The organism is Pseudoxanthomonas winnipegensis, assembly GCF_004283755.1.
Taxonomy (GTDB): domain Bacteria; phylum Pseudomonadota; class Gammaproteobacteria; order Xanthomonadales; family Xanthomonadaceae; genus Pseudoxanthomonas_A; species Pseudoxanthomonas_A winnipegensis.
The window spans coordinates 107,083-126,823 of record NZ_SHMH01000007.1; the positions used below are offsets into that span (position 1 = coordinate 107,083).

Consider the following 19,741-nt stretch of genomic DNA (forward strand, 5'->3'; position numbering starts at 1 on the left):
CCTACCGCAGCGCACCACCGGGCGCACCCGCGCGGTACGCCGGCGGCGCGGCGCTCAGCCGCGCAATGTCGCGGTCAGCGGCCGATCCGGGCCGCTGACGGCCGCCAGGCCGCACCAGCCCAGCCAGGCCAGGATCGCCACGCGCTGGGACAGGCCATCGGGCAGCACCGCCGGCAGCACCAGCGCGAACAGCACCGCAAGCCCGGCCAGCGGCGGGCCGCCCCGCACCAGCCCGCGCCAGGCCGGATCGCGGCGCAATCCGCCGGCCAGCAGCAGCGCCGAGGCCAGCGCCGTGGACCACCACAGGCCCCAGGCGGTGGCATGCAGCAGGGTCTGCGTACCCTCCAGCCGCACCGGGTCGAGCCGGAACACGCCCATCGCCACGAAGCCCAGCGTGGACAGGAACATCAGCTGCGCGCCGATGCGCTGCCTCCAGCCGGTATGCAGCGGCAGGCGCAAGCGCAGCGACACGGCGACCACCGCGCACAAGGCGCCGGGCAACACGAAGCCGAACAGGTTGAAGGCCATCGCGCCAGCGATCCCCTGCGCGCCCAGCAGCGCCACCGGATGGACCGACTGCACATAGCCAGGCAGCGCCGCGCCGAAGCCCAGCAGTGCGCCGACCCACAGCGCGGCCGCGGCCGGCACGCACCCGCGCCACCAGCGTCGCCGGACCCGGGCGGTCACGCGGCGGCGCACTTGGCCGCGTCGAAGGCGGCAGGAAGGCAGGAAGGTGCAGACATGCGCCGGCAAGGCTAGCGGCCGTGCCGCCCCTGTCAATGGCGGCCGGCCGCGCCTTGTATCCTCCCCGCCCCGGCTCCATCTGTGCCCCCATTGCCGTCGCAAGGAATCTCCATGTCCGCCCAGCCGCACGTTTTCGACGCCACCACCGACACCTTCGAGGCCGACGTCCTGCAGCAATCGCTGCAGGTGCCGATCATCGTCGACTTCTGGGCGACCTGGTGCGGCCCGTGCAAGACGCTGGGGCCGATCCTGGAAAAGCTCGCCGCCGAGTACAACGGCGCCTTCAAGGTGGCCAAGGTCGATGTCGACCAGGAGCAGCAGCTGGCCGCCATGTTCCAGGTGCGCTCGGTGCCGACCATGGTCGTGTTCAAGGAAGGCCAGGTGCTGGGCGCCATCCCCGGCGCGCTGCCCGAGGGCGAGCTGCGCAAGGTGCTCGAGCAGATCGGCGTGCAGCCCGCCGCCAACGAAGAGGCCGAGCAGGCCGAAGCCGCGCCGCTGTCGCCGGCCGAACAGGTCGCCGCACTGCGTGAGGCGATCGCCGCCGAGCCCGACAAGGACGAGCTCAAGCTGGATCTGGCGCTGGCCCTGCTGAGCACCGGCGAGGCGGCCGAGGCCGAGACCCTGCTCGATGCGCTGCCGGCCAACCTGTCCACCGACGAGCGCGCGGTCAAGGCGCGGGCGCGGCTGGGCTTCGCCGCCCAGCTCAAGGACGCGCCGGCCCCGCAGGCGCTCGAGGCGGCCCTGGCCAAGGACGAGGGCGACCTGCGCGCGCGCCACCTGCTGGGCGTGCACAAGCTGGTGGCCGGCGACGCCGAGGGCGCATTGGAGCAGTTCATCGAACTGCTGCGCCGCGACCGCGCCTGGGAGGACGGGCTGGCGAAGAAGTCGCTGATCGACGCCTTCCGCGTGATCGAGGACGAGGACCTGGTCGGCCGCTACCGCCGCAAGATGTCGGCGCTGCTGTTCTGATCGGCAGCGGCCCTGGGCGGATCGCCGGGGTCGGGCTCAGAAGAATCGGGGTGGCAGCCGCCATGGCGGCCCACCTGTAGAGCGGAGCTTGCTCCGCTGCTTTTCGTTCGGATCGTGGGGAAGGCCCCAGCGGAGCAAGCTCCGCTCTACAGGCAGGCGCTAAGACTTGAGGAGACAGTTGCTCCCGCCTCGGTTTTCACTTCGCCTTGCGTCGGGCTGCGCTCCATACCCATCCGTATGTTAGCCTCGCCTCCCGCTCCGATCCCCGCTGCCCGGCTGTCATGAAACCGTCCACGCTGCGCCATGGCCTGAACCTGTGGCCGCCGTTCCTGTTCACCGGCATCCACGTGGCCGCGATCGCGCCGGACTGGCGCCAGGCGCGGGTCGAGCTGCGCATGCGGCCGTGGAACCGCAACTACGTCGGCTCCCATTTCGGCGGCAGCCTGTTCGCCATGACCGACCCGTTCTGGATGCTGCTGATGATGCATGCGCTGGGGCGCGACTATTACGTGTGGGACAAGGCCGGGGAGATCGAGTTCGTCAAACCGGGGCGCGGCAAGGTCACGGCGCAGTTCCGCATCACCGATGAGGCGCTGGCGCAGGTGCGCGCGGCCACCGCGGGCGGGCAGAAGTCGCTGCCCTGGTTCGAGGTCGATGTGACCGATGCGGACGGCGAGGTCGTGGCGCGCGTGCGCAAGCAGCTCTATGTGCGGCTTAAGCCGGCGGCACGCCCGCCCGCCACCCCTGCTGCCGACTGACGCGAACGCCCGACCCGCGGGGGGTAAGCGGCGCTGCACCGTTACAATGCGCGCATGTCGACCCCCGCCCCCCGCCCTTCCCTGCAGAGCCTGTTCCTGACCGGCCTGCTCACCCTGCTGCCGATCTGGCTGACCTGGGTGGTGATCAAGTTCGTCTTCGTGCTGTTGTCCGATGCCAGCCGGCCGCTGATCGAGCCCCTGGCCCAGCAGATCGCCCGCGACTTCCCGGTGGCCGCGCCCTGGTTCACCGGCGCCTGGGTCCAGGCCGTGATCGCCCTGGTCGCCACCGTGCTGGTGATCCTGCTGGTCGGCGTACTGACCCGCCGCGTGATCGGGCAGAAGCTGCTGCAGTGGTTCGAGGCGCTGATCCGGCGCGTGCCGCTGGCCAGCACCATCTACACCGGCGCGCGCCAGCTGCTGGACATGCTGCAGACCAAGCCGGGCAGCACCCAGCGCGTGGTGCTGATCGACTTCCCGCACCGGGACATGAAGACCGTCGGGCTGGTGACGCGGGTCATGCGCGAGGAAGGCACCGGCCGCGAACTGGCGGCCGTCTATGTGCCGACCACGCCCAATCCAACCGGTGGCTATCTGGAAATCGTGCCGGTGGACCAGCTCACCCCCACCGACTGGACGGTGGACCAGGCGATGAGCTTCATCATCTCTGGCGGCGCGATCGCGCCGGACTCGATGCCGTTCACCCGGCGCGGCGATCGCCTGGCGTGAGTGCGCCGCCGCGCACGCTGGATGACCGCGCGGTGCGGCTGTTCATCGGGCTGGCGGCCTTCCTGTGCGTCAACGCGGTGCTGGCCGAGTTCATCGGGGTCAAGATCTTCGCGCTGGAGGACACGCTCGGCATCGCGCCGCTGCAGTGGAATCTGTTCGGTCAGACCGGCTCGCTGAGTTTCACCGTCGGCACCCTGCTGTGGCCGTTCGTGTTCGTGCTGACCGATACGATCAACGAGTTCTTCGGCACCCGCGGCGTGCGCTTCGTCTCGTGGGTGGCGGTGGCGCTGATCGTGTACGGCTTCCTGTTCGCCTACGCCGCCATCCAGGTTGCGCCCGCCGGCTGGTGGGTGGGCGCCGCGCAGGCCCAGGGCGTGCCGGACTATCAGGCGGCCTTCGCCGCGATCTTCGGCCAGGGGCTGTGGTCGATCGGCGGCTCGATCGTGGCCTTCCTGCTGGGCCAGGTGATCGACGTGGCGGTATTCCACCACATCCGCCGCCGCACCGGCGAAAAGTACGTCTGGCTGCGCGCCACCGGCTCGACCGCCGTCTCGCAGCTGGTCGACAGCTTCGTGGTGCTCTACATCGCCTTCGTACTCGGCCCCCAGCACTGGCCCATGTCCCGCTTCCTGGCCATCAGCACCGTCAACTACGGCTACAAGATGCTCGCCGCCGTGGCGATGATCCCGCTGCTGTACCTGATGCGCCACGCCATCCGGGCCTACCTGGGCCATGCGCTGGAAGAGCGCCTGCGGCTGGAAGCGGCCGAGGGCTGACCCGCCCGCTTGGCCGAGCGCTGCCCCGAACCTTGCGCCACCACTCAGCGCATCGCGCGGCTGGATCAGGAGCCCGCGCCCCCCAGTCAGGAAGGCGCCGCCGTGGCTCGCTAGAATGCCCGCCATGAAGCCTGTCCTGATTCCGGCGCTGGTGGCGCTGGTCACTGCGCTGCCCGGTGCCGCGCATTCGCCCACCATCGCCTCGCCCCGTGGGGCCTCATCGGCCCTGCCGGCATCTTCCCTGCCTGCCGCCCCCGAGGCGCCGCCCTCGCTGGCCGCGCTGGCGCCGGATGCCGATCCGCAGGTGCTGGCGCTGGGCCTGTCGGCGATGCAGTGCGCCCAGGCCCACGGCGCCGGGGTGAATGCGCAGCGGCTGGCGGTGATCGACTACAGCCGCTCCTCGCTGACGCCGCGGCTGTGGGTGTTCGATCTGGCCAGGCACAAGCTGCTGTACAAGGAGCTGGTGGCGCACGGTCAGGGCTCGGGCGGCGATGTGCCGACCACCTTCTCCAACGCCGACGGCACGCACGCCTCCAGCCTGGGACTGTTCGTCACGCGCGACACCTACCAGGGCAAGAACGGCTATTCCCTGCGCATGCAGGGCCTGGACGCGGGCTTCAACGACGCGGCCATGAGCCGCGCGATCGTGATGCACGGCGCGCCCTACGTCAGCGCCGAGGCCGGCAGGAAGCTGGGCCGCCTGGGCCGCAGCTGGGGCTGTCCGGCGGTGCGCGCGGCGATGGCCAAGCCGATCATCGATGTGATGAAGGACGGCCAGTTCGTGTTCTCCTACTACCCGCAGCAGGCCTGGCTGACCCGCTCGTCGCTGGCGCAGTGCGCGATGGCGCGCCTGCAGCGCGCGCCCAAGGCCGATCACGGCACCGCGATCGCCGCGCGCTAGGCTGATCGCCACTTCGGATGGCCAGGAGGCCACGATGCGGCGCTATGCCAAGATATTAAGTCTGATCGCGCTGGTGCCGCTGCTGGCGCTGGCGGCGGTGCCGTTCTGGGGAGACAAACAGTCGCGTCCGATCGATACGGCCGCGGCCGATCTCAAGCCGGGACAATGGGTGTGGGCCGGCGATGACAAGAGCGCCGGGCCGATGGCGGTGATCGTCAGCCTGACCGAACAGCGCGCCTATGTGTACCGCAACGGCATCCTGATGGCCTGGAGCACGGTGAGCACCGGCAAGGCCGGCTACGAGACGCCGACCGGGGTGTTCACCATCCTGCAGAAGGACAAGGACCACCGCTCCAACAAGTACAACAGCGCGCCGATGCCCTACCAGCAGCGGCTGACCTGGGACGGCGTGGCCCTGCACGCCGGTGGCCTGCCCGGCTATCCCGAATCGCACGGCTGCGTGCACCTGCCGACCGGCTTCGCGCAGAAGCTGTTCGACGCCTCGACCATGGGCATGGTCGTGGTCGTGGTCGTGGCCGAAGCGGGACATTCGGCCGCCGATCTGGTCCACCCCGGCGCGCTCAGCCCGATCGACCCGTCCACCGGCAAGGACGTGGACATGCCCCTGCTGGAGGACGGCCAGCCCTGGCGCTGGGATCCCTCGCGGGCGAGCAAGGGCCCGCTGTCGGTGGTGCTCAGCCGCACCGACCGGATCCTGTTCGTCTACCGCGACGGGGTGGAGATCGGACGCACGCGCATCAAGCTGGGAGGCCCGGACCTGCGCAGCGGCACGCATGCCTATGTGGTCAAGGCTGGCTATGTGCCGCCGGCCGCCGGCAGCGTGACGCCGACGACGCCGATGCCCGAATGGATCGGCATCGGCGTGCCCGGCAGCGAGGACGACGCCGGCGCGCCGCTGCCCGAGGACCTGGCGCGACAGGTGGTGATCCCCGAGGCGTTCAAGGCCCAGGTGCTGCCGCTGGTGCAGCCGGGCACCGTGCTGGTGGCCACCGATGCCAGCGTGCTGCCGCGCACCACCGGCGTGCATCTGCAGGTGATCGACGCCGATCCGCCGGAGCGCTGATGCGGGCGACGGGCGTCGCGTCGAAATGCGAAGCCCACGCCAGGCACTAATGCGATGCGGGCTTGAGCCGCGCCTCGCACAGCCCCTTGGGCGTCCAGTCCTGGACCACGGTCGTGGCCGGCTGCGTGGCGTCGTGCAGGATCAGCACCAGCCCCCGGCGCAGCTGATCGCCGGTGGCCATCAGCGCCATCGGCGGGCCGCCCGGAATGATCCGTCCGGTGTCGCCCGGCCGGTCCAGGACGATGCCCTGCGGCGTCTCCAGGCAGGTCTCGCCGCTGAGCGTGAACCAGGCTTCCGGCCCGGAGTGCACATGGGTGCGCGAGACCATGCCGGGCGTGAACACCGCCTCCATGTACTGCGCCGCATAGGCGTGGCGCGGATCGACCGGCAGCGGCCCGATGCTGGCGCGATGCGTCGCCCCGGCCGGCGGCGTCCAGTCCTTGCCGGCGATGGTCATCAGCCAGACCTCGCCCAGCGATTCGAGCACCAGACCGTTGGGCGAGCGCGCTGCCTCGGCGCTGGCGCGGTCGGGGAAGCGGTCGATCTGCCAGTACGGCGACTGCGGCAGGGGGTCGACCGGTTGCTCGCCGATGATCCAGCACCCGACCTCACCGGTGCGCTCGGCCACGGGCCGGCAGCCCTGCGGCGGCATGGGATGCGCCATGGGGGTTGGCGCGGCGGCCGGGGCTGGCATGCTCACCGCCAGCCAGACCGCCAGCGCGGCGCCGATGCCTGTCACTCGCATGCGCTGCCTCGTCTCATCAAAGGTCTCCCACGACAACGCGCGGGAACGTCAGACCAGGCCATCGCGCGCGATCAGACCCGCAGTCCGCCGTAGCGCGCCATGCCGGCGGCCAGCACTAAGATCAGCGCGATCAGCCCCAGCTGGAAACGGATCGCCCCGCGCACCCGGGCGGTCTCGGCCGGCGACGGCAGGAAGGCGGCATCGCCGGTCAGCGCGCGTCGCCAGCGCAGGAAGCGCAGCGTCGGCCACAGCGACACCAGCGCGGCCAGGACGAAGCAGCCCAGCTTGGCGTGGAACCAGGGGTTGTGCAGATAGAAGTCGGCGCCCTTGATGCCGCCGAACACCCGCCACAGTCCCGCCCCCAGCAGCAGCCCGGCCGTCAGCCCATAGCCCCGATCCAGCCGCAGCAGCCGGCCGACGCCGGCCGCGTCCAGCGGCCGCGACAGCAGCACCGATTCGGCCACGAGCATGGCGATCAGGCCGAACAGCAGCAGGTGATGCAGGGCGGCGAGCGCGAAGTCCATCCACATAGCGGCAGCTTCCGGCGGAGTCGGCCGATACTGGACGCCGCCGGCCATCCCAGGCAGTGCCGGTTGTCACCAAATGCACGCATCGCGGCGCTCGCGGCAGGTCAACGCAGGTCGCCGATGACCACCTGGGCGGCGTTGTGGCCGGGCGCGCCGGTGACCCCGCCGCCGGGATGGGTGCCGGCACCGCACAGATAGAGACCGGGAATCGCGCCGCGATAGTCCGCCTGCCCCAGCGCCGGGCGCGCGGCGAACAGCTGGTTGAGCGTCAGCGCGCCATGGAAGATGTCGCCGCCGATCAGGCCGAAGTCGCGCTCCAGATCCAGCGGGCTCTTGATCTGCCGGCCCAGGACCGAGGCGGCGAAGCCCGGCGCGTAGCGCTCGACCGTGGCGATCATCAGGTCGGCCACTTCCTCGCGATGGTCGTCCCAGCTGCGGCCGTCGGGCAGCTGCGGGGCGACGTGCTGGCAGAACAGGCTGGCCACATGGCAGCCGGGCGGTGCCAGCGCGTCGTCCAGGGTCGAGGGGATCAGCAGTTCGACGATGGGCGCGCGCGCCCAGCCGTGCGCCCGCGCGTCGAGGTAGGCCCGGTCCATGTAGTCCAGCGACGGCGCCAGGATGATGCCGGCGGTGAGATGGTCGCCCTCGCCCGACAGCGCGCTGAAGGACGGCAGCCGCGCCAGGGCCACATTCATGCGGAAGGTGCCCGAGCCGCAGCGCCAGTGCGCCATGCGCTCGGCGGTGGCCGGCGGCACGTGCTCGGCGCGCAGCAGGCGCTGGTAGAGCAGCTTCGGGTTGACGTTGGCCACCACGCAGCGCGCGCGCAGCGCCTCACCGGTGTGCAGCCGCACGCCGACCGCGCGGCCGCCTTCGACCAGGACCTCCTCGACGCCGGCGTCGGTACGGATCGTGGCGCCGGCCGCGCGCGCGGCGGCGGCCATGGCCTGGGTGATCGCGCCCATGCCGCCGATGGCATGGCCCCAGGCGCCCTTGACGCCCTCGACCTCGCCGAACACGTGATGCAGCAGCACGTAGGCCGTGCCCGGCGTGTACGGGCTGGCGTAGTGGCCGACCACGCCGTCGAAGCCGAACAGCGCCTTGATCGGCGCGCTCTCGAACCAGCGGTCCAGATACTCGGCGGCCGAGAGCGTGAACAGGTCCAGCAGCTCCTGGCGCAGCGTCGCGTCCAGCGTCATCAGCCGGCGCCCGAGCCGGGCGCCGCGCAGCAGTTCGGGCAGCGCCTTCCACCAGCCCGCGTCGGTGACGTTGGGCGGCGGCTGCAGCGCCAGCGCGCGCAGCACGTCGGCGATGGCCTCTAGCCGTGCCTCGTAGGCCGGCAGGGCCTGCGCGTCGCGCGCGGAGAACTTGGCCACCTGCGCCTGGGTCTGGCCGGCGCCGGCGAGCAGGTACTGGCCATCGGGCAGCGGCAGGAAATTGCCGCACCGGCGCGGGACGATGCGCAGGCCGTGACCGCGCAGGTCGAGGTCCTCGATCACGCGCGGCTGCAGCAGCGAGACGGTGTAGGACGCCACCGAGTTGCGGAAGCCCGGATGGAACTCCTCGGTCACCGCCGCGCCGCCGACCACGCCGCGGCGCTCCAGCACGGTGACCCGCAGACCGGCGCGGGCCAGATAGGCCGCGCAGGTCAGGCCGTTGTGGCCACCGCCGACCAGCAGCACGTCGCAGGGCGGCGGGCTCACGCGGCGCAAATCCGTGACGGCTTGTACAGTTTGTGGCTGGCCTGCATACACTCGTGCCGATCGTGGGACACCCCGCGCGAGGCCCCCGGACATGCCGATCCCCAACGGAAGATCCAGCGTAGCGTGAACACGCGCTCCGTCCCAAGCCGTGGCGCGCGGCGGTGGCTGGCCGGTCGCGCCGGCGTCGGCGCGCGCCTGCTGACGGCGCTGGGCGCCGCGGCGCTGGTGGTCCTGCTGACCGTCTCGCAGGTCACCGCACCGCTGGATGCCGCACTGTTCGACGCCCTGGCCGCCGGGCGCGTGCGGCCGGCCGATGCGCGGGTGGTGGTGATCGCCATCGATGCGGACAGCGAGCGCCAGCTCGGCCCCTGGCCCTGGCCGCGGCGCGAACTGGCCGCGCTGGTGGACCGGCTCTCGGCCGCCGGCACCCGCGCGGTCGGGCTGCAGCTGCTGCTGGCCCAGCCGAGCCTGTTCGATCCGCAGGGCGATGCGCTGCTGGCCGAGGCGATCGCCCGCAACGGCGCGGTCGTGCTGCCGGTGGTGCCGGACCTGCCGCCGGCGCCGCAGCCGGCGACCGCGCTGCTGCCGGCCGGCGAACTGATCCAGGCCGCCGCCGGGCTGGGCCATGTGGACGTCGAGGTCGACCGCGACGGCATCGCCCGGCGCCTGCCGCTGCGCGCCGGCCTGGGCAGCGCGCGCTGGCCCGCCTTCGCCAGCGCGCTCGCGGCCTTGGCCGGGCGCGATGCCCGCACGCCGGCCGCAACGAGCCCAGCGAACGCCGCGCCGCCTGCCGCTTGGCCAGCACAGGCGCACTGGGTGCGCAGCCAGACCGTGCTGCTGCCCTACCCCGATGCGCAGACGCGGATCGCCCACGTCTCGGCGGCCGGCGTGCTGGACGGCCGAGTGGGCGCCGACGCGCTGGCCGGACGCGTGGCGCTGGTCGGCCGGCCCGACGCGCCCACCGAGCGCCTGCGCGCGCCCGGCGGGCGCACCCTGCCCGCGCTCGACGTCCAGGCCAATGCGCTGGCGCGGTTGCTGGAAGGCAACGCCATCTGGCCGATGCCGGTCGGCGCGCAGGCGCTGCTGTCGATCATGCTGGTCACCCTGCCCTTGCTGCTGCTGGGCCTGCCCGGCCTGAGGCGGCTGTGGGCGCCGATGGTCGTGGCCGTGGGCGTGACCGCGCTGCTGTGCTGGGCGCTGCTGCTGGCCGGGGCGTGGTTCCCGCCGATGCCGGCGCTGCTGGTGCTGGCCGTCGGCCTGGCCGCTGGCGGCGTGCGCGCCTGGCGTCGCGTGCGCCAGCGCGGCCTGACCGATCCGCAGACCGGCCTGGCCAACCGCGCCGGCTTCGACCTGCGCCTGGAGCAGGCGGTGCGCCGCGCCCGCCGCCGGCGTGCGCCGCTGTCGCTGTTGCTGGTCGAGATCCGTCCCGGCGCGTCCTCGGCCCAGGACAGCGGCGAACTGGCCGCCGCCGTGGCCGGCGCCCTGCGCCTGCGCGCGCAGGGACCGCACGACCTGGCCGCGCGCGTGGACGCCGGGCGCTTCGCCGCGCTGCTGGGCGGCGCGCAGGCGCATGTGGCCGCGCTGGTCGCCACCGCGCTGCAGGCCGACCTGGAGGGCCGCCCGGGCCGCGCCGGCCCGGCTACCGCCGGTCAGCCCCTGCGCATGGGCCTGGCCAGCCTGCAGGCCGAGGACCTGCAGGGCGCCGACCTGCTGCTGCGCGCCACCCGCGACCTGGTGGCCGTGCGCGAGCCTTTCGCACGCTGAAGCGGCGGCGCGGGCCATGACCTTCGACACCCCGCGCCTCCCCGACCGGCGAGCTACAGTCGCCCCCTTGCCCTCCCCCGTGGGGGCCACCGGCATCGTCAGTCCCGAACGCAAGCCCCAGTGAACCTGTCCCAGAAGACCCCGCTCCTGCTGTCCCTGTCCATCGCCGCCGCCCTGGCAGGCTGCAACAAGGCCCCGCCCACCGCACCCGCCACCGAGGCGGGCGCGCCCGCCGCCGCGGCGCCGGCCACCCGGCCGGCCCTGGCCGTGGATGTCTCCAAGCTGCCGGCGTTCAACGCCTTCCAGCCCACCGACCTGGGCCCGGCCGATGCGGCGTGCAAGGACCTCAACGCCTACGCCAACGCCAAGTGGCTGGCCGCCAACCCGGTGCCGGCCGACCGCACCAGCTGGGGCAGCTTCGAGGTGCTGAGCGAGCGCTCGGAAGCGGTGCAGCAGCAGCTGGCCGAACAGGCCGCCGCCGGCACCGACGCTACGGGCGTGACCAAGATCGTCGGCGACTTCTGGGCCACCGGCATGGACCGGGCCAAGATCGATGCGCAGGGCCTGGACCCGCTCAAGGACACGCTGGCCGCCATCGACGGGCTGAGCGACACCGCACGCATCACCGACTACCTGCGCAGCGAAGCGGCGGCCGGGCGCAACCCGCTGTTCGGCTTCGGCGCCAGCCCGGACTTCAAGGACTCCAGCGTCAACATCGCCTACGCCTTCCAGGGCGGCCTGGGCCTGCCCGATCCGGAGTACTACACCAAGGCCGACAACAAGGCCAAGCTGCAGGCCTACCAGGCGCACATCGCCCGCACGCTGGAGCTGGCCGGCGTCCCCGCGCAGGCCGCGGCCACGCAGGCCGGCGAGGTCATCGCCTTCGAGACGCGCCTGGCCAAGGTCTCCAAGACCAGCACCGAGCTCTCGCGCGACGCCAAGCTGTCCTACAACCCGGTCACGCTGGAGCAGGCCGACAAGCTCACCCCCAACTGGTCCTGGAGCGCGTTCTTCAAGTCCCAGGGCGTGGCCGCGCCGAAGCAGTTCTCGCTGGCCATCCCGGCCTTCCACCAGGAGGTCTCGGCGATGCTGGGCGATACCGCCCCGGCGACCTGGCAGGCCTACCTGCGCTTCCACGCCATCGACGACGCGAGCCCGTACCTGAGCCAGCCCTTCGTCGATGAGCACTTCGCCTTCTGGAACAAGACCCTGCGCGGCCAGCAGCAGATCCGTCCGCTGCCCAAACGCGTGCTGGCCACGCTCAACCGCCAGGCCGGCGAGACCCTGGGCCAGCTGTACGTCAAGGCCGCCTTCCCGGCAGAGGCCAAGGCGCAGATGGAAACGCTGGTGGGCAACCTGCGCACCGCGCTGAAGGCGCGCATCGAGAAGCTCGACTGGATGAGCGAGGCGACCAAGGCCAAGGCCATCGAGAAGTGGAACACCTTCACGCCCAAGATCGGCTATCCGGACAAGTGGCGCGACTGGTCCGGCCTGCATACCAGCCGCGACAGCTACATCGGCAACGTGCTGGCCGCGCAGACGTTCAACTACCGCTACGAGCTGTCCAAGATCGGCAAGCCGGTGGACCGCACCGAGTGGGGCATGACGCCGCAGACGATCAACGCCTACTACAACCCGCAGCAGAACGAGATCGTGTTCCCGGCCGCGATCCTGCAGCCGCCGTTCTTCGATCCCAAGGCCGACGCGGCGCTCAACTACGGCGGCATCGGCGCGGTGATCGGCCACGAGATGACCCACGGCTACGACGACCAGGGCAGCCGCTTCGGGCCGTCGGGCAACTTCATCGACGATCCGGGCTGGTGGACGCAGCAGGATTTCCAGGCCTTCAAGGCGCGCGCCGCCGCGCTGATCGCCCAGTTCGACGGCTACACCACCCCGCAGGGCAAGGTTAGCGGCCAGCTGACCCTGGGCGAGAACATCGCCGACCTGGGCGGCCTGAACACCGCCTTCGACGCGATGCAGGCGGCCAACGCCGGCAAGGAGGATCCCAAGATCGATGGCCTGACCCAGGACCAGCGCTTCTTCCTCAACTGGGCCACGGTGTGGCGTCGCAACTTCAAGCCGGAGGAGCTGGCCGTGCGCCTGAAGACCGACCCGCACGCCCCGGCCCAGTTCCGCGCCATCGGCGCGCCATCGAACATGCCGGCCTACGCCGCCGCCTTCGCCTGCAAGGCCGGCGATGCGATGGTCCGCGACGACGCGCACCGCGTGGTGATCTGGTAGCCCCTTCCCTCACGGCGAGGCGCGCAGGCGCCTCGCTTCTTCGCCCTCTTCGTGCCCAAGCGGCACCTTCCAATGCCCCTTGCGGGCTGTGAGTCCAACGACGTGAACGCACCGAAACTGATCGCCCTGTCCCTGGCCGTCGCCACGGCCCTGTCCGCCTGCAAGCAGGACAAGCCCGCCGAGCCGGCCGCCTCCGCGCCGCCGCCGGCCACGGCCGCCGCCGCGCCGGCCACTCCGTCCTTCGACGTGTCCGAGCTGGACAAGAACATCGACGCCTGCAACGACTTCAACGGCTTCGTCAACGCCAAGTGGGTCAAGGCCAACCCGATCCCCGACGATCGCACCAGCTGGGGCGCGTTCAACGCGCTGGCCGAGACCAGCCTCAACACCCAGCACGAGCTGGTCGAGGCCGCGGCCAAGAACACCAGCGCGGCCAGCGACAGCGTCGAGCACAAGATCGGCGCGCTGTACGCGGCGGGCATGGACGAGGCCACCATCGACAAGCTGGGCTATACCCCGATCCAGCCGACCCTGGACGCCATCGCCGGGCTGAAGACCAACCAGGACGTGGCCAAGTACATCGTCGAGCGCTACGCGCAGGGCGACGGCCAGGTGTTCGAGTTCGGCGCCGGCGCCGACTTCCAGCACGCCGACAAGCAGATCGCCTACGCCAACGAGGGCGGCCTGGGCCTGCCGACCAAGGACTACTACACCGATCCCAAGTACGCCGATATCCGCGAGGCCTACCAGGCCTATATCGCCAAGTCCTTCGAGCTGACCGGCACGCCGGCCGATGCGGCCAAGGCGCAGGCCCAGCAGGTCTTCGACCTGGAGAAGTCGCTGGCCGCCGCCACGCTCTCGCCGGTGGATGCACGCGACCCGAAGAACCAGTACCACTTCGTCACCGTGGCGCAGGCCGACAAGGTCACCCCGCACTTCTCCTGGGAGAACTTCTTCAACGCCCAGGGCGTGAGCATCGACCAGGGCTTCTCGCTGTCCCAGCCCAAGTTCTTCGCCCAGTTCGACAAGCTGCTGGTCAGCGCGCCGACCGCGCAGTGGCAGGCCTACCTGCGCTTCCACGCCATCGATGGCGCCTCCAACGCGCTGAGCAAGCCGTTCGCCGACGCCAGCTTCGACTTCTGGGGCAAGACATTGTCCGGCCAGCCGCAGCAGAAGCCGCGCTGGAAGCGCGTGCTGGGCTCGGTCAACCACGCCATGGGCGAGGGCCTGGGCCAGCTGTACGTGGCCAAGGTGTTCACCCCGGAAGCCAAGGCCCGCGCCACCGAGCTGGTGGACAACGTGCGCAACGCGCTCAAGGCGCGCATCGAGAACCTGGACTGGATGAGCGCCGAGACCAAGGCCAAGGCGATCGCCAAGTGGGATACCTTCCTGCCCAAGATCGGCTACCCCGACACCTGGCGCGACTGGGCCGGGCTGCAGATCAAGGGTGGTGACTACTACGGCGACCTGCAGGCCGCGCAGAAGTTCAACTACCAGTACGACATCGCCAAGATCGGCAAGCCGACCGACCGCAAGGAATGGGGCATGACCCCGCAGACGGTCAACGCGTACTACAACCCGACCGACAACACGATCAACTTCCCGGCCGCGATCCTGCAGCCGCCGTTCTTCGACGCCAAGGCCGACGACGCGCTCAACTACGGCGGCATCGGTGCGGTCATCGGCCACGAGGCCAGCCACGGCTTCGACGACGAAGGCAGCCAGTTCGACGGCGCCGGCAACAACGTCAACTGGTGGACCAAGGAAGACCGCAGCAAATTCGAGGAGCGCACCAAGAAGCTGGTGGACCAGTTCAACGCCTACTCCCCGATCGAAGGCAAGCCGGACCTGCACGTCAACGGCCAGCTGACCCTGGGCGAGAACATCGCCGACCTGGGCGGCGTGAACGTGGCCTACGACGCGCTGCAGACCGCGCTGAAGCAGCACCCGGAAGAGGCCGGCAAGCAGATCGACGGCTACACCCCGGACCAGCGCTTCTTCCTCAACTGGGCCCGCGTGTGGCGCGGCGCGGTGCGCGAGAAGCAGGCGATCGTCTACCTCAACGCCGATCCGCACGCGCCGATGTCCCTGCGCGCCATCGCCGCCCCGTCCAACATGCCGGCCTTCGCCAGCGCCTTCCAGTGCAAGGCCGGCGATGCGATGGTCCGCCCGGACGACAAGCGCGTGGTGATCTGGTAAGCCTGCGTCACCGCTTCAACGCTGCACCGAAGGCCCGGCTCGTCCGGGCCTTCGCTTTGTTGGGCCCGCGCTTCTCCAAGCGCCCCAGCCGGGACGCATCACCGTGCTTCTTCGAGGCTCCTGTGCCACTGGAAGATGCGGCCGGCGCGGAACAGGTCCGCCACGATGAAATGGTCGCCCTCCACCAGCATCAGATGGCTGTCGCCGCCCTGGGCGAGCACCGCTTCATGCATCCGCCGCACCTGCGCGGCAGGTGTCTTGGGATCCGCGAGCCCGTGACAGAACAGGAGCGGCCGGTGGGTCAGGCGAGCGACCAGCTCGGTGACCTCCGGCCCGGCAATGCTGGCGACGCTGCGGACGCGCTCGGGGTGGGCTGCGGCGAAGGCCAGCGCCCCACGCCCGCCGCGGCTGTATCCCACCACGTCATACCCTTGCGATGGCCGGCCGTGCGCGGCCTCCAGGTCTTCCAGGAATCGGCACAGCACAGCGAGCTCCCACTGCGTACCCAGATGGCAACTCGGGACCACGACGCGGGCATCGATCTCGAGCCCATCGCGCAGCAGGCTCGGCAGATCGGGATGCTCGAACAGCCCGGCCAGCCCGCTGCCGAAGCCGCCGGCCCCGTGCAGATAGAGCAGCGTCCGCGTGGGCGTCGGTCCGGACGACGGCACCCAGACCAGGGCCTGCATCGCGGACGTGCTGGAGGTGAAGACCGACTGCCGCATGAACATGCTCGCCTGACGCTGCCGACAGATTATCCGAGCTCCATGCCGGTGGGATCGGGTCGCCGAGCGCTGAAATGGAGGGCTCCATGAACCCAACCGCATCTTTCACCGTAGCGCCGGGCGGCGCATTGCTAGAATCCGCGCCTTCGACCACCTAGAAGTCTCAAGATGACGCCTTTGCGCCACGCCCGTACGCCCTCCCTGCTCGCCCTGGCCCTGCTCGTCGCGCTGGGCAGCGGCGATGCCTTCGCCCAGAAGAAGTCGAAGAAGGCTCCCGCCAAGAAGGCACCGGCGGTCAGCGCCGAGTGCACCGATTTCTACGCCGCCGCCAACGCCGACTGGCTCAAGGCCAACCCGCTGCCGGCCGGCGTGGGCGCCATCTCCGCGCTGGGCAACATGCGCGACTACAGCCTGCAGCAGCAGAAGGCGCTGCTGGACGGCGCCATGCAGTCCCCGCAGGGCAACGTGCAGAAGCTGCTGGGCGACTTCTGGGCCAGCGGCCTGGACGAGGCGGCCGTCGAGGCCGACGGCGCCAAGCCGATCGCGCCGCTGCTGGACCGCATCAACGGCATCAAGAAGAACAAGGACGTGCCGGCCGCCATCGCGGCCCTGCACCAGGTCGGCATCCCGGTGGCGTTCAACTTCAGCCCGGACGTGGATCTGAAGGCACTGGACCGCCACATCGGCTACTTCATGCAGGGCGGCCTGGGCCTGCCCGACCCGGCCTACTACACCCGCGGCGACGCGCCCACGCGCGAGCTGCTGGGCCGCTACCGCGCCTACGTCAAGCAGATCCTGGCCCTGACCGGCACCCCGGCCGACCAGCTCGACGCGCAGTCCGCCCAGGTCATCGACCTGGAGACCCGCCTGGCCACCGCCTCGCGTCCGCTGGAGCAGCTGGCCAACCCGTTCAACAACTACGCGCCGGTCCCGGTCGCCGACCTGAAGAAGCAGTACAAGGCGCTGCAGCTGGCCGACTTCCTGCAGGCCCAGGGCGTGAAGGACGACACCGTCTCGCTGGCCGACCCCAACCTGTTCGCGCAGCTGGACACGCTGGTCAAGAGCCTGCCGCCGGAGCAGTGGAAGGCCTACCTGCGCTGGCGCGTGGGCGATGCCATGGCGCCGTACCTGGCCAAGTCCTGGCGCGATGCGTCCTACAACTTCCGCGGCCGCGTGCTGGAAGGAAAGACCCAGCCCGACGAGCGCTGGGTGTCGGTCCTGGAGGCGATCAACACCGCCGCCGGCCCGATGCTGGGCCGCGAATACACCGCGCGCTACCTGCCGCAGACCACCCGCGAGCAGGCCGATGCCATCGCCAAGGGCGCGCGCGACGCGCTGGATCGCGCCCTGGACCGCAACGCCTGGATGAGCCCGCAGGCCAAGACCGAGGCCAAGGCCAAGCTGGCCAAGCTGGATATCGAGATCGGCGCGCCCAAGCGCGATCTGGACTACACCGTGCAGCCGATGGGCCGCGGCAGCTTCGGCGGCAACATGCTCATCGCCAGCACCTGGCGCCACCGCGAGGAGATGAAGCGCATCGGTCGCGGCAACGCCGAGCGCCGCTGGAACGTGCTGCCGCAGCAGCCGGCGCTGGCCTACGACCTGGCTCAGAACCGCCTGATCGTCACCGCCGCGGTGCTGCAGCCGCCGGTGTTCGACGCCAAGCGCGATGTGTCGGCGCTGTACGGCGCGTTCGGTTCGCTGGTCGGGCACGAGATGACCCGCGGCTTCGACGCCAAGGGCCGCATGATCGACGCCAGCGGCCAGCTGCGCGACTGGTGGACTCCGGCCGATGTGACCGCCTGGACTGCCCTGGGCGCGCGGGTGACCAGCCAGTACAACGGCTATGCCTACCCGGGCCTGACCGCCACCAAGGTCAACGGCACGCTGACCCGAGACGAAGACCTGGCCGACCTGTCCGGCGTGGAGCTGGCCTGGGACGCCTTCAGCGCCGCCCAGCCGGCCGCCAACCCGGGCGCCAAGCAGACCTTCTTCCGCAGCTGGTCGCAGCTGTGGGCCCAGCAGGTCGCCCCGCAGGAAGCCACGCTGCGCCAGGCCAGCGACACCCATGCCCCCGGCCCCGTGCGCAGCGATGCCACGCTGCAGAACCAGCCGGAGTTCGGTGCGACCTTCGAGTGCAAGGCGGGCAATCCGATGGTGCGCCCGGCGGCCGAGCAGATCGGCATCTGGCGCTGAGCGGCTTCGCTTCCTGAGCAATGAAAAACGCGGCCCTCGGGCCGCGTTTTTCTTTTGCATCTACGCCTGGCGCTATCGCACCACGCGGAAGCGCGAGTTGCCGCCGCGCCCACCGCCGCGCTTGAACGGCGGCTGCCCGCGCCAGTAGCGGATCAGCAGCCAGCCGAACAGCATGCCGCCCAGGTGCACGAAATGCGCCACGCCCGGCTGGCGCCCGGTGTAGGCGAAGAACAGCTCCGCGGCACCGTAGATGATCACCAGCGTGCGCGCCTTGATCTCCATCGGGATGGGAAACACGATCATGCGCTGGTTGGGGAACAGCATCCCGTAGCCCAGCAGCAGCGCGAAGACCGCGCCCGATGCGCCCAGCACCGGCACCGGCGGCTGGCCCTGCATCAGCAGCAGCGTGCCGACGATCACCTGCAGCACGTTGGCGCCGACCAGGCTGACCAGGTAGTAGGTGTAGAAGCGCTTCTGCCCCCACACCATCTCCAGCGCCGAGCCGAACATCCACAGCGCCAGCATGTTGAAGAACAGATGCGGCAGCCCGGCATGCATGAAGCCGGCGGTGACCAGCTGCCAGGGCATGAAGCCGGCCCCGTCGTAGAACTGGCCCGCCCCGATCGGCCACAGCAGCAGCCGCGCGGTGAGCGCATCGGGCATCACCATCTGCAGCAGGAACATCGCCACATTGGCGATCAGAAGCGCCTGGGTCGCAGGCTGCAGTCGCGGAAACATCGAAGGCCTCGAAGCGGGAGTGGGAAGCGGGACGCATGATACGCGCGGCCGGCTGAGCGCTCGCGCAAGCCTGTGGGGTGCCAGGGCCGGGCCGGACCGTCGTTTGGGCATGCGTCGCGCCGACGGTGGCGCCCTTCGCGACAGCGGCTCGAGACGCGCGGTGTGTCCTCTGCACGCGAGGGCCAGCCCCGCGTAAGACGAGGTCAGCCAGGACGAGGTCAGCCAGTACTGCCGGGTGGCCGGGAAGAAGGCGCGGCGCCTGGACTCAGCCGATGCCCCAGATCTGCTCGTCCACGCTGGCCGCGGCCTGCTGGCCGACCACCTTGCCCTTGACCACGCGCACGCCTTCGGCGCGCAGCCGTTGGCTCTGCTCGCGCCAGCCGCGGCTGCCTTCCTCGAAGGCGATGGAGCCGTCCGAGCGCAGGATGCGATGCCAGGGCAGGTCCGGCGCGCCGTGCTTGCGCAGCACCTGCGCGACCAGCCGCGCCCGGCCCGGCAGCCCGGCCCGCCGCGCGATCTCGCCGTAGCCCGCCACCTGGCCTGCCGGCACGGCGCGGATGGCCTGGAGGATGGCCGTGGCGCGCGCTTCGGGGGTGGAGAGGTCGGGGGGCATGGGCTGGAGTTTAGCCCTGTCGTGCTTGGGCGCTTGTGCTGTTCCCTCTTGGAGCAAAAGCTTTCGCGCCTACGGGCGCGAGCTACTTTTGTCTTGTCAAAAGTAGCCAAAACCGCTTCTCGCCGGGACGCGAGCCGCCGCTGCGCGGCGGTCCCCTGCGCTTCTCGGAAGACGGGGCACGTCGCCCAAACTCGCTTCGCTCAAACAGGGCGACTCTTCGGCCCCGTCTTCCTGCGATGCTCGGCTCGCTTTACGGCTCAGACAGGTAAAACAACAGCAACAACAACGGCCAGAGCAACAGCAAACAGCAAACAGCAAACAGCAAACAGCAA

17 protein-coding genes are annotated in these 19,741 nt (G+C 70.8%); 10 read left to right on the forward strand and 7 right to left on the reverse strand.

What is annotated here, in order from left to right; all coding sequences use genetic code 11:
* Positions 1-54 precede the first annotated feature (54 nt).
* Positions 55-687 (reverse strand): DUF998 domain-containing protein, encoded by a 633-nt coding sequence (locus EAT51_RS14385; RefSeq protein WP_130521270.1) that lies wholly within the window; start codon positions 685-687, stop codon positions 55-57.
* Positions 688-855: 168 nt separating this feature from the next.
* Between EAT51_RS14385 and trxA the strand changes: the two genes are divergently transcribed.
* The 6 genes from trxA to EAT51_RS14415 all read left to right on the forward strand — a co-directional run bounded on the left by trxA (position 856) and on the right by EAT51_RS14415 (position 5,958).
* Positions 856-1,713, forward strand: coding sequence for a thioredoxin (gene trxA, locus EAT51_RS14390; RefSeq protein WP_130521268.1), 858 nt, complete (start codon positions 856-858; stop codon positions 1,711-1,713).
* 281 nt (positions 1,714-1,994) lie between these two features.
* Positions 1,995-2,471: a DUF4442 domain-containing protein gene (locus EAT51_RS14395; protein ID WP_130521265.1), complete on the forward strand. Its 477-nt coding sequence runs from the start codon at positions 1,995-1,997 to the stop codon at positions 2,469-2,471.
* A 54-nt stretch (positions 2,472-2,525) separates the two neighbouring features.
* Positions 2,526-3,197, forward strand: a complete 672-nt coding sequence (locus tag EAT51_RS14400; RefSeq protein WP_130521263.1) for a DUF502 domain-containing protein — start codon at positions 2,526-2,528, stop codon at positions 3,195-3,197.
* On the forward strand, positions 3,194-3,973 hold the full coding sequence (locus EAT51_RS14405) for a queuosine precursor transporter (protein ID WP_130521261.1): 780 nt from the start codon (positions 3,194-3,196) through the stop codon (positions 3,971-3,973). The genes EAT51_RS14400 and EAT51_RS14405 overlap by 4 nt, the downstream gene beginning before the upstream one ends.
* 136 nt (positions 3,974-4,109) lie before the next feature.
* Positions 4,110-4,874 carry a murein L,D-transpeptidase catalytic domain family protein gene (locus EAT51_RS14410; protein ID WP_425478246.1) on the forward strand — a complete coding sequence of 255 codons (765 nt, stop codon included), beginning with the start codon at positions 4,110-4,112 and terminating at the stop codon, positions 4,872-4,874.
* Between the two features lie 34 nt (positions 4,875-4,908).
* The gene (locus EAT51_RS14415) at positions 4,909-5,958 is read left to right on the forward strand and encodes a L,D-transpeptidase (protein ID WP_130561771.1); all 1,050 of its coding nucleotides are present in this window, start codon (positions 4,909-4,911) and stop codon (positions 5,956-5,958) included.
* Between the two features lie 46 nt (positions 5,959-6,004).
* On the opposite strand, the gene EAT51_RS14420 is transcribed toward EAT51_RS14415, so the two are convergent.
* The 3 genes from EAT51_RS14420 to EAT51_RS14430 form a co-directional block, all read right to left on the reverse strand.
* Positions 6,005-6,703, reverse strand: a complete 699-nt coding sequence (locus EAT51_RS14420) for a hypothetical protein (protein WP_130521256.1) — start codon at positions 6,701-6,703, stop codon at positions 6,005-6,007.
* Positions 6,704-6,774: 71 nt separating this feature from the next.
* Positions 6,775-7,227, reverse strand: a complete 453-nt coding sequence (locus EAT51_RS14425) for a DUF2214 family protein (protein WP_130521254.1) — start codon at positions 7,225-7,227, stop codon at positions 6,775-6,777.
* A 107-nt stretch (positions 7,228-7,334) separates the two neighbouring features.
* Positions 7,335-8,930 (reverse strand): phytoene desaturase family protein, encoded by a 1,596-nt coding sequence (locus tag EAT51_RS14430; RefSeq protein ID WP_425478243.1) that lies wholly within the window; start codon positions 8,928-8,930, stop codon positions 7,335-7,337.
* Between the two features lie 123 nt (positions 8,931-9,053).
* Between EAT51_RS14430 and EAT51_RS14435 the strand changes: the two genes are divergently transcribed.
* The 3 genes from EAT51_RS14435 to EAT51_RS14445 all read left to right on the forward strand — a co-directional run bounded on the left by EAT51_RS14435 (position 9,054) and on the right by EAT51_RS14445 (position 15,137).
* Entirely contained in the window at positions 9,054-10,694 is a 1,641-nt protein-coding gene (locus EAT51_RS14435) for a sensor domain-containing diguanylate cyclase (protein ID WP_165421991.1), read from the forward strand.
* Positions 10,695-10,820: 126 nt separating this feature from the next.
* A complete protein-coding gene (locus EAT51_RS14440) occupies positions 10,821-12,938 on the forward strand; it encodes a M13 family metallopeptidase (RefSeq protein ID WP_165422720.1) in 2,118 nt (705 codons plus the stop codon).
* A 72-nt stretch (positions 12,939-13,010) separates the two neighbouring features.
* Positions 13,011-15,137, forward strand: a complete 2,127-nt coding sequence (locus EAT51_RS14445; protein WP_130561773.1) for a M13 family metallopeptidase — start codon at positions 13,011-13,013, stop codon at positions 15,135-15,137.
* Positions 15,138-15,235: 98 nt separating this feature from the next.
* On the opposite strand, the gene EAT51_RS14450 is transcribed toward EAT51_RS14445, so the two are convergent.
* Positions 15,236-15,862 carry an alpha/beta fold hydrolase gene (locus EAT51_RS14450; protein WP_165422718.1) on the reverse strand — a complete coding sequence of 209 codons (627 nt, stop codon included), beginning with the start codon at positions 15,860-15,862 and terminating at the stop codon, positions 15,236-15,238.
* A gap of 168 nt (positions 15,863-16,030) precedes the next feature.
* Between EAT51_RS14450 and EAT51_RS14455 the strand changes: the two genes are divergently transcribed.
* A complete protein-coding gene (locus EAT51_RS14455) occupies positions 16,031-18,058 on the forward strand; it encodes a M13 family metallopeptidase (protein ID WP_130561775.1) in 2,028 nt (675 codons plus the stop codon).
* 72 nt (positions 18,059-18,130) lie between these two features.
* On the opposite strand, the gene EAT51_RS14460 is transcribed toward EAT51_RS14455, so the two are convergent.
* Positions 18,131-18,796, reverse strand: a complete 666-nt coding sequence (locus EAT51_RS14460) for a rhomboid family intramembrane serine protease (protein WP_130521239.1) — start codon at positions 18,794-18,796, stop codon at positions 18,131-18,133.
* A gap of 265 nt (positions 18,797-19,061) precedes the next feature.
* Positions 19,062-19,409, reverse strand: a complete 348-nt coding sequence (locus EAT51_RS14465; protein WP_130531725.1) for an MGMT family protein — start codon at positions 19,407-19,409, stop codon at positions 19,062-19,064.
* Positions 19,410-19,741 lie beyond the last annotated feature (332 nt).

Bases quoted from the DNA above. Each gene is read 5' to 3' on its own strand.
- trxA (WP_130521268.1), top strand. From the start codon at position 856: ATGTCCGCCCAGCCGCACGTTTTCGACGCCACCACCGACACCTTCGAG.
- EAT51_RS14395 (WP_130521265.1), top strand. From the start codon at position 1,995: ATGAAACCGTCCACGCTGCGCCATGGCCTGAACCTGTGGCCGCCGTTC.
- EAT51_RS14400 (WP_130521263.1), top strand. From the start codon at position 2,526: ATGTCGACCCCCGCCCCCCGCCCTTCCCTGCAGAGCCTGTTCCTGACC.
- EAT51_RS14415 (WP_130561771.1), top strand. From the start codon at position 4,909: ATGCGGCGCTATGCCAAGATATTAAGTCTGATCGCGCTGGTGCCGCTG.
- EAT51_RS14420 (WP_130521256.1), bottom strand. From the start codon at position 6,703: ATGCGAGTGACAGGCATCGGCGCCGCGCTGGCGGTCTGGCTGGCGGTG.
- EAT51_RS14425 (WP_130521254.1), bottom strand. From the start codon at position 7,227: ATGGACTTCGCGCTCGCCGCCCTGCATCACCTGCTGCTGTTCGGCCTG.
- EAT51_RS14445 (WP_130561773.1), top strand. From the start codon at position 13,011: ATGCCCCTTGCGGGCTGTGAGTCCAACGACGTGAACGCACCGAAACTG.
- EAT51_RS14450 (WP_165422718.1), bottom strand. From the start codon at position 15,862: ATGCGGCAGTCGGTCTTCACCTCCAGCACGTCCGCGATGCAGGCCCTG.
- EAT51_RS14455 (WP_130561775.1), top strand. From the start codon at position 16,031: ATGACGCCTTTGCGCCACGCCCGTACGCCCTCCCTGCTCGCCCTGGCC.
- EAT51_RS14460 (WP_130521239.1), bottom strand. From the start codon at position 18,796: ATGTTTCCGCGACTGCAGCCTGCGACCCAGGCGCTTCTGATCGCCAAT.
- EAT51_RS14465 (WP_130531725.1), bottom strand. From the start codon at position 19,409: ATGCCCCCCGACCTCTCCACCCCCGAAGCGCGCGCCACGGCCATCCTC.